The 15195-nt window shown below is 63.1% G+C and carries 16 protein-coding genes; 2 read left to right on the top strand and 14 right to left on the bottom strand.

Annotated elements, in window-relative coordinates; all coding sequences use genetic code 11:
- The 10 genes from DN611_RS02255 to era form a co-directional block, all read right to left on the bottom strand.
- Positions 1 to 309, bottom strand: coding sequence for a DUF6442 family protein (locus DN611_RS02255; RefSeq protein WP_119310552.1), 309 nt, complete (start codon positions 307 to 309; stop codon positions 1 to 3).
- Positions 310 to 322: 13 nt separating this feature from the next.
- Positions 323 to 634, bottom strand: coding sequence for a DUF6442 family protein (locus DN611_RS02250; RefSeq protein ID WP_119310551.1), 312 nt, complete (start codon positions 632 to 634; stop codon positions 323 to 325).
- 316 nt (positions 635 to 950) lie between these two features.
- Entirely contained in the window at positions 951 to 1724 is a 774-nt protein-coding gene (udp, locus tag DN611_RS02245) for a uridine phosphorylase (protein ID WP_025545035.1), read from the bottom strand.
- 56 nt (positions 1725 to 1780) lie between these two features.
- Positions 1781 to 2287, bottom strand: a complete 507-nt coding sequence (locus DN611_RS02240; protein WP_021749025.1) for a GNAT family N-acetyltransferase — start codon at positions 2285 to 2287, stop codon at positions 1781 to 1783.
- Between the two features lie 158 nt (positions 2288 to 2445).
- Positions 2446 to 4839 (bottom strand): endonuclease MutS2, encoded by a 2394-nt coding sequence (locus tag DN611_RS02235; RefSeq protein WP_021749024.1) that lies wholly within the window; start codon positions 4837 to 4839, stop codon positions 2446 to 2448.
- Complete coding sequence (locus tag DN611_RS02230) at positions 4836 to 5318, bottom strand: hypothetical protein (protein ID WP_021749023.1); 483 nt, start codon at positions 5316 to 5318, stop codon at positions 4836 to 4838. The genes DN611_RS02235 and DN611_RS02230 overlap by 4 nt, the downstream gene beginning before the upstream one ends.
- Positions 5319 to 5366: 48 nt before the next feature.
- Positions 5367 to 6143, bottom strand: a complete 777-nt coding sequence (gene recO, locus DN611_RS02225) for a DNA repair protein RecO (protein WP_021749022.1) — start codon at positions 6141 to 6143, stop codon at positions 5367 to 5369.
- 214 nt (positions 6144 to 6357) lie between these two features.
- Entirely contained in the window at positions 6358 to 6954 is a 597-nt protein-coding gene (locus DN611_RS02220; protein WP_021749021.1) for a hypothetical protein, read from the bottom strand.
- A complete protein-coding gene (locus tag DN611_RS02215; protein WP_021749020.1) occupies positions 6939 to 7454 on the bottom strand; it encodes an NAD(P)H-dependent oxidoreductase in 516 nt (171 codons plus the stop codon). Before DN611_RS02215 ends, DN611_RS02220 begins: the two co-directional genes overlap by 16 nt.
- A 55-nt stretch (positions 7455 to 7509) precedes the next feature.
- Positions 7510 to 8409: a GTPase Era gene (gene era / locus DN611_RS02210; protein WP_021749019.1), complete on the bottom strand. Its 900-nt coding sequence runs from the start codon at positions 8407 to 8409 to the stop codon at positions 7510 to 7512.
- Positions 8410 to 8627: 218 nt separating this feature from the next.
- Here era and DN611_RS02205 point away from each other — a divergent pair, with 218 nt between their 5' ends.
- The gene (locus tag DN611_RS02205; RefSeq protein ID WP_119310550.1) at positions 8628 to 9452 is read left to right on the top strand and encodes a sulfite exporter TauE/SafE family protein; all 825 of its coding nucleotides are present in this window, start codon (positions 8628 to 8630) and stop codon (positions 9450 to 9452) included.
- A gap of 259 nt (positions 9453 to 9711) precedes the next feature.
- Here the strand turns inward: DN611_RS02205 and uvrA are convergent, their stop codons facing one another.
- Positions 9712 to 12540: an excinuclease ABC subunit UvrA gene (uvrA, locus tag DN611_RS02200; protein WP_021749016.1), complete on the bottom strand. Its 2829-nt coding sequence runs from the start codon at positions 12538 to 12540 to the stop codon at positions 9712 to 9714.
- Positions 12541 to 13403: 863 nt separating this feature from the next.
- Entirely contained in the window at positions 13404 to 13625 is a 222-nt protein-coding gene (locus DN611_RS02195) for a helix-turn-helix domain-containing protein (RefSeq protein ID WP_036630140.1), read from the bottom strand.
- Positions 13626 to 13699: 74 nt separating this feature from the next.
- Between DN611_RS02195 and DN611_RS02190 the strand changes: the two genes are divergently transcribed.
- Positions 13700 to 13954: a hypothetical protein gene (locus DN611_RS02190; protein ID WP_036630139.1), complete on the top strand. Its 255-nt coding sequence runs from the start codon at positions 13700 to 13702 to the stop codon at positions 13952 to 13954.
- On the opposite strand, the gene ybaK is transcribed toward DN611_RS02190, so the two are convergent.
- A complete protein-coding gene (ybaK, locus tag DN611_RS02185) occupies positions 13904 to 14410 on the bottom strand; it encodes a Cys-tRNA(Pro) deacylase (RefSeq protein WP_021749012.1) in 507 nt (168 codons plus the stop codon). The two genes, DN611_RS02190 and ybaK, sit on opposite strands and share 51 nt — an antisense overlap.
- A 10-nt stretch (positions 14411 to 14420) precedes the next feature.
- Positions 14421 to 14810 (bottom strand): MmcQ/YjbR family DNA-binding protein, encoded by a 390-nt coding sequence (locus DN611_RS02180; RefSeq protein WP_119310549.1) that lies wholly within the window; start codon positions 14808 to 14810, stop codon positions 14421 to 14423.
- Between the last annotated feature and the right edge of the window lie 385 nt (positions 14811 to 15195).

Raw genomic sequence — 15195 nt, 5'->3', positions numbered from 1 at the left:
TCACCCCAGCAGGAACATGGCCAGGTTGCCCGCGAACACCAGGCCGCAGGCCGCCGCCAGCAACGCCAAGCCCCGCCGCCGGGTCCTCCAATACAAATGCAGCTCTACGCCCGCCAGATACAGAAACACGATGGCCGTGTAGTCATAGGCATCCTGCCCGTTCACCAGCCGTATAATGGCGAGAATGACACACAGCAGTACCATCAGGATCCCGCCGATACCAAAGGACAGCCCCAGTACCTGCTGCTCCCGCTCGTCCATTCCAATCGCCCCCGCCTGAGCCTTTTTCAAAATCTCATCCCGGTCCATGCGCTACCTCCTCTCAGGCCATTTGAAAGAATTTTACCAGATTCCAGATCAAAAACGCAAGAGAGATCAGCAGCGTCACGATGTCGGAGGTATTCCGCCGCCGGGCCAGCCGGTAGACCCGGTTGGCCACGCAGGCCGTCCAGAACATGGTCAGCACATCCTCATGCGGCAGCCCATGGACCCGCTTCCAGGTCAGCAGAATCAGGCCCATCAAAAACACGAAGAGCAGGCTGAAGGACTCCCCCTCCATGCGGATGGTCCGCTCCCGTTCGTCACCCTTCTGGTTCTCCCGCCGGCTCTTCTCCAGAATTTCCTGTTTTTCCATAGCGTTCTCCCTTTTCTTTCTTTGCCAAGCCATAGGGCCTGCCTCTCATCCCAGTACGCCCCGTACATAAACGGCCAGATTCAACAACGCGGCTCCCGCCAGCAGCAGACTCAGGATCAGAACCAGTCGCCAGCCGCCCGGCTGTGCCGCAGGATCTCCTCCCGATCCATGCCGAACCATTTTGCATAGTTTACTTTTTATTTTACCAAGTTTTCTTTACAAGCAGAGCATACCATATACCAAGTAAACTTGTCAATGGGGAATCAAAAAAGATGCCCGGAAATTTCCGGGCATCTTTTTTCAAAAACGCAGCCAATTACCGGCCCGCCTTGCGGTCCGCCTCAATCAGCAGCTTCAGGGCCTCCACAGACACCTTCACGGAGGAGGATGTGTCCTCACTCATCTTCTGGTCCAGGCCGGCGGCCTCCCGTTCCTGGTTCCACACCACATGGAAGCAGGAGCCGCACCGGCAGCCCAGAGCCGCCGCCACCACGAACAGGGCGGCGGACTCCATCTCACTGGCCTTGACGCCCAGCCGCTTCCAGGATTCCCACTTCTGCTGCAGCTCGTAGTACACGGGCGAGGCAGCGGGGTCGTGCTGGCCGTAAAAGCTGTCCTTGCACTGGACGATGCCGGTGTGCAGGGGGAAGCCCAGCTTCTTGGTGGCCTCCACCAGGGCGTTTGTCACCTGGAAGTCCGCCACCGCCGGGAACTCAATGGGGGCGTACTCCCGGCTGGTGTGCTCATACCGGATGGCGCCGGTGGCTACCACCACGTCGCCGGACTGGACGTTCAGATCGATACCGCCGCAGGTGCCGGTGCGGATGAACGTGTCGGCACCGCATTTGTGGAGCTCCTCCATAGCGATGGAAGCGGAGGGACCGCCGATGCCGGTGGAGCAGGCGGTGACCTTCTCCCCCAGCAGGGTGCCGGTCCAGACGTTGAACTCCCGGTTATACGCGATCTGCTTGGCGTCGTCAAACAGGGCGGCGATGGCCGGGACCCGGCCCGGGTCACCGGGCAGGATGCAGTAGCGGCCGATATCCCCCTGAGCACAGGCAATGTGGAACTGCTTTGCAAGCTCTTGCATAAAATCACCTCATTGTGCAATTTCCAGAATGTGTGTTTTAGTGTGACTCCAGTATATCAAATCTCATCGGTTTCCGCAACCGGAGATTCCGGTTCTGCCAGCCTCTGCAATGCCGGTCCGGTAAGGCGGTAAACGGTCCAGTCCTCCATGGTCTCCGCCCCCAGGGACTTGTAGAAGCCGATGCTGGGGGTGTTCCAGTCCAGGCACCACCACTCCAGGCGGCCGCAGTCCCGCTCCGCGGCGATGGCCGCCAGCCGCCGGAAGAAAGCCTTGCCATATCCCTTTCCCCGGTGCTCCGGCCGGACATACAGGTCCTCCAGATACAGGCCCGCCCGACCCAGGAAGGTGGAGAAGTTTTGAAAAAACAGGGCGAAGCCCACCTCTGTCCCGTCCTCCAGGGCAAAGAGGACCTCGGCTCGGCGCTTTTCAAACAGCTGGTCCCGGAGGGTGGCCTCATCGGCCACCACCTGGTCCAGCAGGTGCTCGTAGTCGGCCAGCTCCCGGATGAATTGCAGGATCAGGAGCGTGTCGGTCTCCTGTGCAAATCGAAAGGTCAGTGCCATGTCAACCCCCTCATTTCAGTGTTGCCGGGCTCGCCGCCCCCATGGGGAGCACCCCACAGGAATCCCGCATTTAATTGGGGCGGTCAGGCAGAGCCCTCACACTCCAAGGTCCCGCCGCGCAGGACGCCTGATGCCGCACCGCGGCGACAGGCTCCGGCTCACTTCAGCGTCACCACGGTGACGCCGCTCTCTCCCTCGCCGTAGACGCCCAGGCGGAAGCTCTTCACAGCCTTATTCCGGCGGAGGATGTCGTGGACGGCCTTCCGCAAGGCCCCGGTGCCCTTGCCGTGGATGATGGTTACGGTCTCCAGTTTGCCCATGACGGCGGCGGAAATGAAGTTTTCCACCACGCTCTCCGCCTCCAGTGTCTCCATCCCTCGGATGTCCAGTTCCCGGGCGGCAGAAGCCCGCAGGGCGCGGTCGGCGTTCTGGCGAATGGTGACAGAGGGCGTCTTCTTCCTGGCGGCCCGCTCGTCATCCTCGATAAGACGCACTTCGTCTACCTTGGCTTTCATCTTCAAAATACCGGCTTTCAGCTGCAAGGTGCCGTCCTTGCCCACGGACACTACCTCCGCCGGCGTTTTGACACCGGGGATCTCCACCAGATCCCCCGCCCGGATGGGGCGGCTGGGCTTGGGGATGGGCTCCTGCCGGGCGTCGCGGCGGGACACGGCCTCCTCCGCCTCGTTCAGCGTGCGGCGGAGGGCCGCACGGGCCTCATTTTCGTTCAGCATCCGTTCGGCCTTGGCCTGGGCCTTCCGCATCTCGCTGAGCTCCTGGAACACCTGGTCCGCCGCCGTCCGGGCGTCCCGGAGGATGCGCTTGGCCTCCGCCTCGCCCCGGCTCCGGGCGTTGTCCTTGGCCCGCTCCATCTGCTCCCGGAACTCCCGGGCGCGCCTGGCGTCCTCTTCCCGCTGGCGCAGCAGGCGGTCCGCCTCCTGCTCCCGCTTCTCCAGGGCCTGGCGCTTCTCCTCCAGCTGGGTCAGGATGTCCTCGAACCGGACGCTCTCGCCGCTCATCTGCCCCTGGGCGGCGGCAATGACGTCCTCCGGCAGCCCCAGCCGCCGGGAGATGGCAAAGGCGTTGGATTTGCCGGGAATGCCGATCAGCAGCCGGTAGGTGGGCGCCAGCGTCTCCACGTCGAACTCGCAGGAGGCGTTCTCCACCCCTGCCGTAGTCATGGCGAAGGTCTTCAGCTCCGCATAGTGGGTGGTGGCGGCCACCTTGGCCCCCAGCCGCCGCACGTGCTGGATGACGGCGATGGCCAGGGCCGCGCCCTCCACCGGGTCCGTGCCGGCCCCCAGCTCGTCAAACAGCACCAGGCTGTGCCGATCCGCCTCTTTTAAAATCTCCACGATGTTCACCATGTGGGCAGAGAAGGTAGACAGGCTCTGCTCGATGCTCTGCTCGTCGCCGATGTCCGCCAGCACCCGCTCATAGACGGACACGGCGCTCCGGTCCGCCGCCGGGATGTGGAGGCCGCACTGGGTCATCAGCGTCAGCAGGCCCAGGGTCTTGAGGGTCACGGTCTTGCCGCCGGTGTTGGGACCGGTGATGACCAAGGTGTCAAAGGTGTCCCCCAGCTCGATGTCGATGGGCACCGCCGTCTTGGGGTCCAGCAGGGGGTGGCGGGCCTTGCGCAGATGGATAGCGCCGTCCCGGCGGACCTCCGGCCGCACGGCGTTCATCTTGTAGCTCAGCTGGCCCCGGGCGAAGATCAGGTCCAGGTGGACCAGGGTGTCGTAGTCCCACTGGATGTCCTCCCGGTGGGCGGCAGCCTCGGCGGAGAACTCCGCCAGGATGCGGTCGATCTCCTTCTGCTCCTTGGCCTGCAGCTCAATATACTCGTTGTTAGCCTGGACCACCCCCATAGGCTCCACGAACAGCGTGGCTCCGGTGGAGGAGATGTCGTGGACCAGTCCCGGCAGGTCGCCCTTGTGCTCCGCCTTCACCGGCACCACGAAGCGGCCGTCCCGCTGGGTGATGATGGTCTCCTGCAAAATTTTCCCATAGCTGGGGGAGGAGATGATCTTTTGAAGGATCTGGCGGCTCTTGGCCTGGGCCGCCCGCATGTGGCGGCGGATGTCCGCCAGCTCCGTGCTGGCGGCGTCGGCGATGGTGTCCTCGTCCGGGATGGCCCGCTTGATCTTCTCCTCCAGAAAGCGGTTGCCGTGGAGGGAGAGGAACAGGTGGTCGATGGCGGTTTTCTCCGCCGCCTCGTCGTTGAAGTACTCCTTGGCCCGGCGGGCGGCGGTCAGCAGATCCGCGATGGTCAGCAGCTCCCGAGTGTTCAGGGCGCCGCCCCGGTCCGCCCGGTCCAGGGCCTCCGCCACCGGCTTCACGCCGGAAAACGACGGACTGCCCCGCAGGCCGATGAGATTTCGGGCCGCGTCCGTCTGGTCCAGCAGGCGCAGCACCTCCTCCGGCTCCGTCTCCGGCCGGAGGCGCAGGGCCCGCTGCTTGGCCTCGGCGCTGACAGCCTGCTCGCTCAGCAGCTCCAGCACCCGGGGCAGCTCCAGGGTGCGGATGGATTTGTCAAATAGGTCACTCATGGTTCGGTTCTCCTGTCAAGGGTTTTCACTTCATCGTCCCTGTCGTCAGCTGCTTCATCTGCCGGTTCCTCCAGCACCCAGGGCAGGGTCATGGAAAGCCAGCACTGGAAGCAGGGCTCCGGGAAGTTCCGGAGGAACGGTCCCATATCTGTGGCGAACCCGGCGGTGACGCCGGGGGCAACGGGCAGCTCTCCCTCCCCCGCTTCCAGCAGGCGGCCTGCAATGTGCCACATGGGCATATACCACCGCCCGCCCTGGCGGGGACCATACTCGCCAATATCTCCGGGCCTGCGGAGGTTAAGCCCCAGGGGTTCCAGAAACGCTGCTGCTTCTGGCGGCAGGACCCCAACTGCGGCAGCATAGTTTCGGCAGTAGGCGCAGCCGCAGCCCCCGGTAGCGTTACCGTAACGGCCATACCAGGCCCGGGTGGCCTCCACGTCCACCTCCAGCCGGTAGGAGCCGAGGACAAATTCTGTCATATTCCGCTCCGTTTCGTATAAATCAGCAAAAGAAATACAAAATGTATCTTATTTCGACAACTCTTCCGGCGGCTGGAGGCTCTTGTAAAATTCCAGCGTCCGGAATCCCCGCTCCAGCTGGGCGGCCACGAAAGCCTCCGCCGCCGCGGAGAGTCGCTCCAGCGCCGGGCCTGTCAGCCGGAACGAGTAGAGCCGCTTGGGGTCCCCGTACACGATATGCCGCAGGGCCGCCAGGGAATCCGGGCACAGGGGCATGGAGAGGGCACTCTCCTTCGCGCCGCAGCTCCGGCACCGCAGGATGCCCTGTACCACGTCCAGCAGGGGCTGCTCCGGGTCCGGCCGGCCGCAGTAGGCGCAGCTGTCCGCCAAAGGTTCATATCCCGCCAAGCACAGCAGTTTGATCTCAAAGGCGGGCTTCACCAGCGCCGGCGGCTTCTGTAAAGCGGAGAGGGCGTACAGCCCGTTCAGCAGATGGGGCAGCAGTGCCCCGGCAGGGACCTCCGGCGCCGTGACGGTCTCTGTCAGCTCCGCGAAGTAGCAGCCCAGGGCCAGCGCCTCCAGATTCGTCCGCAGGCCGTTGAACAGCTCCGCCGTGGCTCCTTCATTGGCGTAGTACCACTCGCCCTTCTGATAGAGGGTCCACTCCGAATAGACCATCTGCTGGGCGCAGGCGGCGTACTTGCAGCTCTTCCGCCGGACGCCCCGGGCGATGACGGAGATCTTGCCCCGGTCCGCTGTCAGCAGCGTCAGGATCTTATCCGCCTCTTTCGTCTCCGTCTCCCGCAGGACCACGCCCTTTGTCACGATGTAGGCCCGCTCGGCCAACGCGCTCCCTCCTTATGTACGGAGAGCGTCCGCCCTCCGTTCTATGCGCTGATCCCGCCGCCGGACTCCTGGTCCAGAGCGGCCTGATACAGCAGGTACACCAGCGGTTCGCCGGTGAGGCAGAAGCACTCCCAAAGCCTTTGTGTGTCCATTCCGCAGACCTCCTCCCAGGAGTAGTCTGCGAATGTTGTCGGATTTTTATGGCTGGAAATCTCTAGCCTCCCTCGATCTCCATGGTCCGCATCTCTCCGGCGGTGATGTTGTTTTTCGCGCCGTAATCAGTCCAGTACCGGCCGGAGGCCCAGACGAACATCCGCCTGTTCAGCGGCATCCGCACCGACAGCACCTCGCTCCGTCCCGCCCGCATACCAGCGGCCAGGCGGCGCAGGCCCCGCCGCACCAGAAAGGAAAAAGGCGTATTCAAGATCGCCTCTCCCGAGCCGATCTGCAGCGCCATCCCCCAGGGAAATCCATATCGTTTGCAGAAAAAGCGCACCATTTCTACCGCAGGCCGGGTCTGCTCCGGCTCCAGAAAGCCGCAGTTCACCAGTACGTGGATCCTGGGGCGGGCCGTTCCCCTCCATACTGCGAGTTCCTTCAGGGTCCTCATCAGCACCGCCGGTATGCCGTCTGCGTACAGGGGGAACACCAGCAGCAGATCCGTACAGTCCTCTGGGGAGAGCGGTCCACCCCTCAGCGCGGTATACTGGTCCGCCGTCTCTCCCCAACACGGAAGAAACTGTTCGATATACCTCCGGGAGTTGGAACGGGGCGCCCGGGGACTCCCATTGACGATCAGGAGCTTTCCCATGCGCGTACCTCCTCCCTAATGGCCCCGGCCAGCTCCTCTTCCCGAAGGAAGCGGACACTCCAGCTCCGAAACAGCATATTATGGGCGTTGCGGGCCGCCAGCAGACGGAAGAGCGCCTGCTCCTCGTCTCCGGTATCTCCATAGGCCAGAATCACCGCGTCTTTCTCCGCCACCGCCCGCTGTATATGGTGCGTCTCTCCGTGGTGTATCCGAATAAACGCCTGCTGGATGGGAATGGCCCGCTCCAGCATGGTCTTCATCGGTACGTCATAGGACCCGCAGAAGAGACGGCTGACATAGATCACATGGTCGCTGTGGGCAATCAGGGGATATACGCCTACAGCGTCGTCCCGGATCACGCACCGCCCCGGCGTTCTGACCCAGCAGCTGAAGCAGCCCATACAGTCCGCGATTTTCAGCTGGCTCAGGTCCACATAGTGCCAGTCCTCCCGGACCGGCAGTCCGGTTGGCAGTGCCGTGTCGCTCAATACCAGTCTCATATTCTCACTCCCCGCACGGCAGCCTGCGGAATACCGGAGACCGCACGCTTCCTCCTTATTCGTCCCGGTACCCGAAGCTCCGCACGTAGTTCACGTTGTCCCGCCAGTTCTCCTTGACCTTCACCCAGGTCTCCAGATACACCTTGGTGCCCATGAACTTCTCCATATCCTGCCGGGCCAGGGAACTGATCTTTTTCAGCATGGCCCCCTGCTTGCCGATAATGATCCCCTTGTGGCTGGCCTTCTCACAGTAGATGGTGGCGTCCACGTCGATGACGCCGCTGTCCCGCTCAGAGAACTTCGTGATCTCCACCGCCGTGCCGTGGGGGATCTCCTTGTCCAGGCACAGCAGCAGCTTCTCCCGCAGGATTTCCCCCATCACCTGCCGCTCCGGCTGGTCCGTCGTCATCCCGTCCGGGAACAGCTGAGGGCCTTCCTGGGCATACTTCCGCAGTTCCTTCATCAGATCCTTCAGGCCGCTGCCGGTGTGGGCGGAGATGGGGATGATCGCGTCAAAGCCGTCCCATGCCTGGTTGTAAGCGGCGATCACCGGCAGCAGCTCCGCCGGTTCCACAGTGTCAATCTTGTTGACGCAGAGGATGCAGGGGATCTCCTCCTCCCGGATCCGGTCGATGAGTGCCTGCTCCGGGCCGCCCACATGGGGGATGGGCTCCACTAGCAGCAGGGCGCAGTCCACGTCGGAGAGGCTGGAGGTGACGACCTTCACCATGTAGTCCCCCAGGGCGGACTTGGGCTTGTGGAGGCCGGGCGTGTCCAGCAGGATATACTGGGTGTCCTCCCGGTTCACCACGCCGTAGATGCGGTTCCGGGTGGTCTGTGCCTTGTTGGAGACGATGGCCACCTTTTCCCCCACCAGGGCGTTGGTCAGGCTGGACTTGCCCACGTTGGGCCGTCCGCACACGGTAATCATGGCGACGTTTTTGATGTTTGACATAGGTGATCCTCAACTTTCTTTGAGCATTTTCGCGGGCGATCCCGCCCCGCCTGTTTCACAGTATCACACGCCCGCCGGAAAAACAACCGTTCCGGCGGCATTTCTTCGGGGAGATGCGGGAATTTCAGCAAAATTGCGGCGCTTCTGCTCTTGCCAGGGGCCTATGGAGCTGGTATACTGATAGAGATTTTGTCGAATTTACTCCGGGAGGTGCATATATGTCAGCCTCGGTCCCCACTCTCTTCACGGAAACCACGCTGGACGGCTTCCCCCTGTGGGTGGTCCTTCTGATCTGCGGCGGCGTCTTTCTGGCCGGCTTTATGGACGCCATCGCCGGGGGCGGCGGCATTATCTCCGTCCCTGTATACCTGATGGCCTTCTCCGGCCTGCCCACCCACTTTGTTTTGGGCACCAATAAGCTCTCCTCCTGCATCGGCACCGCGTTTTCCACCGCCCGCTTCATCCACCAGGGGTACGTTCACTGGCGGCTGTTCCTGCCTGCCGCCGGGCTGGCGGTGGCAGGCTCCGTCTGCGGGACCCAGCTGCAGCTTCACACGCCGGATGTGGTGCTGAAGTATCTGCTGCTGGCGGTGCTGCCGGTGGTGGCCTTCTTCACCCTGCGGACCAAAATGTGGCCGGAGGAGCCGGCCCCCATCCCGCCCCGGCGGCAGGCGGCCATCGTCTGGGCCGCCGCGCTGCTCATCGGGACGTATGACGGCTACTACGGCCCCGGCACCGGCACCTTTCTGATGCTGGTGTTCATCCACTTGGGCAAGATGGACACCCGCCACGCGGCCGGCGGGGTAAAGGTCATCAACCTGGCCTCCAACATCGGCGGTGTGTGCTCCGCCCTGATGGCGGGGACCGTCGTTCTGGGTGTGGGGCTGGCGGCCGCTCTGGCCTCCATCCTGGGACACTATCTGGGCGCCGGCCTGGCCATCAGGAACGGCAGCAAAATCGTCCGGCCTGCGGTGGTGGTCGTGCTGCTCCTGCTGCTGGTGAAGGTGATCTCGGAGCTGCTGTTTCCGAACTTCTGGAATTGACGCCCCATAGACAAGGGCCTCCGCATACAGCGGAGGCCCTTTTTGCGCGGTCTTACCGCTCCAGCAGCTTTTTCAGGTACCAGCCCGTGAAGCTCGACCGGCAGGCGGCCACCTCCTCCGGCGTGCCTGTGCGCGTCCTCGCCTGCTCCGGATCCCGCGCCCCGGCCTTCGGCTTGCTGCCTCCGCGGCCCGTCCTTTCCCCACCGGACCCGCTTCGCTGGGCTCCGGCGGGGGCTCCAAGGGGATCGTCTGCCCCGGCTTACTTTTCCAGCACCTTTTTCAGATACTGACCTGTGAAGCTCGACCGGCAGGCAGCCACTTCCTCCGGCGTGCCCGTGCAGACGATGGTGCCGCCGCCGTCTCCCCCCTCGGGACCCAGGTCGATCAGGTGGTCGGCACATTTGATAACGTCCAGATTGTGCTCGATGACCACCACGGTGTTGCCGCTGTCCACCAGCCGCTGGAGCACCTCCAGGAGCTTGCGCACATCGTCGGTGTGGAGGCCGGTGGTGGGCTCGTCCAGGATATAGATGGTCTTGCCGGTGGCGATTTTGCTGAGCTCCGTAGCCAGCTTCACCCGCTGGGCCTCACCGCCGGAGAGCTCCGTGGAGGGCTGGCCCAGCTTCACATACCCCAGGCCCACGTCGCACAGGGTCTGGAGCTTGTTGCGGATTCTGGGCAGAGGTGCGAAGAACTCCACCGCCTCATCCACGGTCATCTCCAGCACATCGGCAATGTTCTTGCCCTTGTAGCGGACCTCCAGGGTCTCCCGGTTGTACCGCCTGCCCTTGCACACCTCGCAGGGCACAAAGATGTCCGGCAGGAAGTGCATCTCGATCTTCAGCACACCGTCGCCGGAGCAGGCCTCGCACCGGCCGCCCCGGACGTTGAAGCTGAACCGCCCCGGGCCGTAGCCCCGGCTCTTGGCCTCCTGAGTGGAGGCGAACAGGTCCCGGATGTCATTGAAGAGGCCGGTGTAGGTGGCGGGGTTGGACCGGGGTGTCCGGCCGATGGGGCTCTGGTCGATGTCCACCACCTTGTCCAGATACTCGATTCCCTCGATCCGGTCGCACCTGCCGGGGTGGACCTTCATCCGGTTCAGCTCCACGCCCAGCTTCTTGAACAGGATCTCATTCACCAAGGAGCTCTTGCCGCTGCCGGACACGCCGGTAACCACGGTAAAGGTCCCCAGGGGGAACTCCACGTCGATGTGCCGCAGGTTGTTCTCCGCCGCGCCGATGACCTTCAGGCTCTTGCCGTTGCCCGGCCGCCGGGTCTCCGGCACGGGGATCCTCTTCTTGCCGGAGAGATACTGACCCGTCAGGCTGTTGGGGTTGGCCATGACCTCCTCCGGTGTACCGGCGGCCACCACCTCGCCGCCGTGGATGCCGGCGCCGGGACCGATGTCGATCAGGTAGTCCGCCGCCCGCATGGTGTCCTCGTCGTGCTCCACCACCAGCAGGGTGTTGCCCAGGTCCCGCAGGTTCTGCAGCGTCGCCAGCAACTTGTCGTTGTCCCGCTGGTGCAGACCGATGGAGGGCTCGTCCAGGATATACAGCACCCCCATCAGGCTGGAGCCGATCTGGGTGGCCAGGCGGATCCGCTGGCTCTCGCCGCCGGAGAGGGTCCCCGCGCTGCGGCTGAGGGTCAGATAGCCCAGGCCCACGGACTGGAGGAACCCCAGCCGGGACTTGATCTCCTTCAGGATCCGGTCTGCGATCAGGTGCTGCTGGTGCGTCAGCTCCAGCCGGTCCACCCATTGGAGCTCGTCCACCACGGACATCCGGGTCAGGGCGTCGATGTCCTTGTCCCCCACGGTCACCGCCAGGGACTCCTTCTTCAGCCGCTTTCCCTTACAGGTGGGACAGGGGCACTCGGCCATCAGCTCCTCCAGCTCCCGCTTGCTGGCATCGGACTGGGTCTCCTTGTAGCGGCGCTCCACGTTGTTGCAGATGCCCTCAAAGGGCTGATACAGCACGCCCTTGCCCCGGGGCTGGTCGTAGTGGAGCTCCAGCTTCTCCCCGCCGGTGCCGTAGAGGATGATGCTCCGCACGTCCTCCGGCAGGGTCTCCCAGGGGTCGGTGAGGGAGAAGTGGTATTTCTTCGCCAGGGCGTCGAAGTACATCCGGGAGATGCCGTCCCCCCGGATGTTGTTCCAGCCGCTGGCCTGGATGGCCCCCTCCAGGATGGAGAGGGACTTGTCCGGCACGATCAGTTCCGGATCCACCTTCAGCTGGCTGCCCAGACCCGTACAGGTGGGACAGGCACCGAAGGGGTTGTTGAAGGAGAACATCCGGGGCGTCAGCTCCTCGATGGAGATGCCGCAGTCCTCGCAGGCATAATTCTGGGAGAATGTCAGATCCCGCTCCTCCCGCAGGAGGTTGACGACCACCAGCCCGCCGGTGAGGCCGGAGGCGGTCTCCACGCTGTCCGTCAGCCGCTGCTGGATATCCGGACGGATGATGAGCCGGTCCACCACAATCTCGATGGTGTGCTTCTTGTTCTTCTCCAGCTTGATCTCCTCGTCCAGCTCGTACAGATTCCCGTCCACCCGGGCCCGGACGTAGCCGGACCGCTTGGCGTCCTCAAAGATCTTGGCGTGCTCACCCTTCTTGCCCCGGATGACGGGGGCCATCACCTGGATGCGGGTGCCCTCCGGCAGAGAGAGGACCTGATCGATGATCTGGTCAATGGTCTGCTGGCGAATCTCCTTGCCGCACTTGGGGCAGTGGGGGGTGCCCACCCGGGCCCACAGCAGGCGGAGGTAGTCGTAGATCTCCGTCACCGTGCCCACGGTGGACCGGGGGTTCTTGCTGGTGGTCTTCTGGTCAATGGAGATGGCGGGGCTGAGACCCTCGATATAGTCCACATCGGGCTTGTCCATCTGGCCCAGGAACATCCGGGCATAGGAGCTGAGGGACTCCACATACCTTCTCTGGCCCTCGGCGTAGATGGTGTCGAAGGCCAGGGAGGACTTGCCGGAGCCGGAGAGGCCCGTCATGACCACCAGCTTGTCCCGGGGGATGGTGACGTCGATATTCTTCAGATTGTTGGCGCGGGCGCCTTTGACGATGATCTTGTCCTGCATAATGTGTATGATTGACTCCTTTCAGGAGAGGTTTCTCTTTTCAGTGCCGGAAATGCCTCCGGCGGAGGTGTAGAGGCGCTTTTCAACCGCCCGGGGAGACTGGCTCCCGCCAGGGGGCCGTTTCCACGGGGGATGCGCCCCCCATTCTCTTTTTGTCAGCGCCAAAAAGAGAACGCGCCGCGCCCGGTGTAAGAGAAAAAACGCTTTTGGTCGCAACTTTGCACGTCCGTGCAAAGTTGCTGTACGGGAGTTGACGAGAGATGGTGCCTGCGGGTTTGCGATGACCTCCCGACGGGCGCGGCGGGGTGCGGTACAGGCTTGAACGCGGATTCCCGCGGCGCGGGTGCAAAGGTCAACGGGGTGCAAGGACGCATTTGGTCTGCTTCTCTTTCCGCGCGTTCCGCTGCGCTACGCGCTGCCGGATTCTTCGCGGGAGCGTGAGCGGTAGCGAAAAGAGAAGCAGCTCCATGCGACAACCACCCCGACGAGGTCGGCGCCATCCGCCACGGGACGGCAGCAACAGGAATCGCAGAAGAGCATAGCGTGCCCGAAGGCCAGTCCAAATCGGAGCAGGCACCGATACGCCGACCCCCGTTGCGCGCGGAGGGTCACTGCACCGGAGCGCGTCCAAGCGGCCTTTTCTTTTGGACCGTGCACGGCCCGTTTTCTTTTCCGCAAGTCGGAAAAGAAAACGGGGGGTGCATCCCGGCTGGACAAGCCCCCTGCGGGAGCAGAATCCCCGTGGCCGCCGGACGGCGGCCCAAATTTCCACGGGCGGTTTGTAACCTCCCTTACACGCTCCAGGGGCGGCCATACCATCGGGCCGCCGAGGGCGGTGGCCCCTACGGGTGCACGGAACGGATTTACCCCCGCGCGTCGCTGCGCCCCAGCAGATAATCCGTGGTGACGCTGAAGTAATCCGCAAGAAAGCAAAGCGTCAGCGATGGGACATTGACCTTTCCATATTCCATTCTCTGATAATGGACAAGGGTAATTTGAAGCACTTCTGCCATATCCGCCTGCCGCAGATGCCGTTCATCCCGCAGGGCACGCAGTCTTTCTCCAAATATTTTTAGTGTTTCCATGGAGTTCTCCTTGACATATATCATTTAATGATGTATCATCAATACATCATTAAATGTTGTTTGAAGGTGATCCAATGAATCCCATCTATCTCCGCCTCTTCGACGGCTACGCCGCCGACATTCTGCAGAAAGCAGACCCCTTCGATTCCAAATCCGTGGATCAGCTGGCGGACAGCCTCTCCCTCTCCGGGGACGCCCGCCTGTGCCTTCAGGACGCCTTTCTGGCCCGCTACCTCCAGTGGTCCACCGACGCCTTCACCCTGGGACTCCACCTGGGCCTATCCCTGGTCCACGACAATGTCCGCCGTGGAGGCCCCCAGCAGGTCTAGCAGCGCCCGGGGCGCCAGCTCCACCTGGGCGCCGATCTTCCCGGCGGAGATATAGACGGTTTCGTAGTCCAGCGCCGTCCGGTGGAACACGGTAGGATACTGCTTCTTCATCCCCACCGGGGAACAGCCGCCCCGGATGTAGCCGGTAACGGCGTTGATCTCCGCCACGTGCAGCAGCTCGATGGACTTCTCCCCCACCGCCCTGGCGGCCTTCTTCAGATCCAGGTTCTCCGGCGCCGGCACCTCGAACACGTAGATGCCCTTGGACGCCCCCCGGGCTACCAGGGTCTTGAAGCCTCTGGCTGGGTCCTGCCCCAGAGCCTCCGCCACGTGGACGCCGTACTCCCGGGTGCCCTCCGGCCCCTGGCTGTCCTCATAAAACCGGGCGGTATAGGGGATCTTTCTCTGGTCCAGGATCCGCATCACATTGGTCTTTTCCTCTTTTTTCTTCGCCATTGCAAACACCTCAGCTCTCCGCGGGCTGCTCCGCCAGCTCCCGCCGGACGTATTTGGGCAGCTTCTCCACCGCCAGGGCGTATGACCGGCCGCACAGGTCCCGCAGGACCTCCTCCGGCAGTTCTCCGTCCAGCAGGCAGGAAATCCAGGTCCGCTTATCCGAATAAAATCCCGGCAGGATGTCCGGATACCGGGCCCGCAGCAGCTCGCCCTCCGCCGCCCCGCATTTCAGATTCACCAGATCGTGGCCGCCGTAAATTTTGTACTCCGGCCCCGGCGAACAGACAGCGGCAAACAGCCTGCCCCGGACCTTATAGCGGAACCACTGCCACACCGGCTGATAGTCCTTCTCCACGCCGGGAAACGACAGCAGGTATGCGTCCAGCCATTCGTAGTGCATTTACTTCTCCCCCCGCAGCTCGATGATCCGGTCACGCAGCACCGCGGCGTACATTCCCACACGGCTCCGCCGTGCGGGAGCCCTTTTCATTTTACCAACCGACCAGAAGTGAATTCTGCCCGCTTCAAGGTTTTGCCTCCGTCAAAACGCTTGTACGCCGGACTCCCGGCGATTCGAGTACGCCATACACCCCTGCTCTTTGCGGAGGTCACTTCTCCCCCCGCAGCTCGATAATCCGGTCACGCAGCACTGCGGCGTACATTCCCACACGGCTCCGCCGTGCGGGAGCCCTTTTCATTTTACCAACCGGTCAGAAGTGAATTCTGCCCGGTTCAAGGTTTTGCCTCCGCCAAAACGCTTGTACGCCGGACTCCCGGCGATTCGA

Origin of the sequence: Oscillibacter sp. PEA192 (genome assembly GCF_003574015.1) — a bacterium.
Lineage (GTDB): Bacteria > Bacillota > Clostridia > Oscillospirales > Oscillospiraceae > Oscillibacter > Oscillibacter welbionis.
This window is presented reverse-complemented; position numbering and strand designations above follow the sequence as displayed.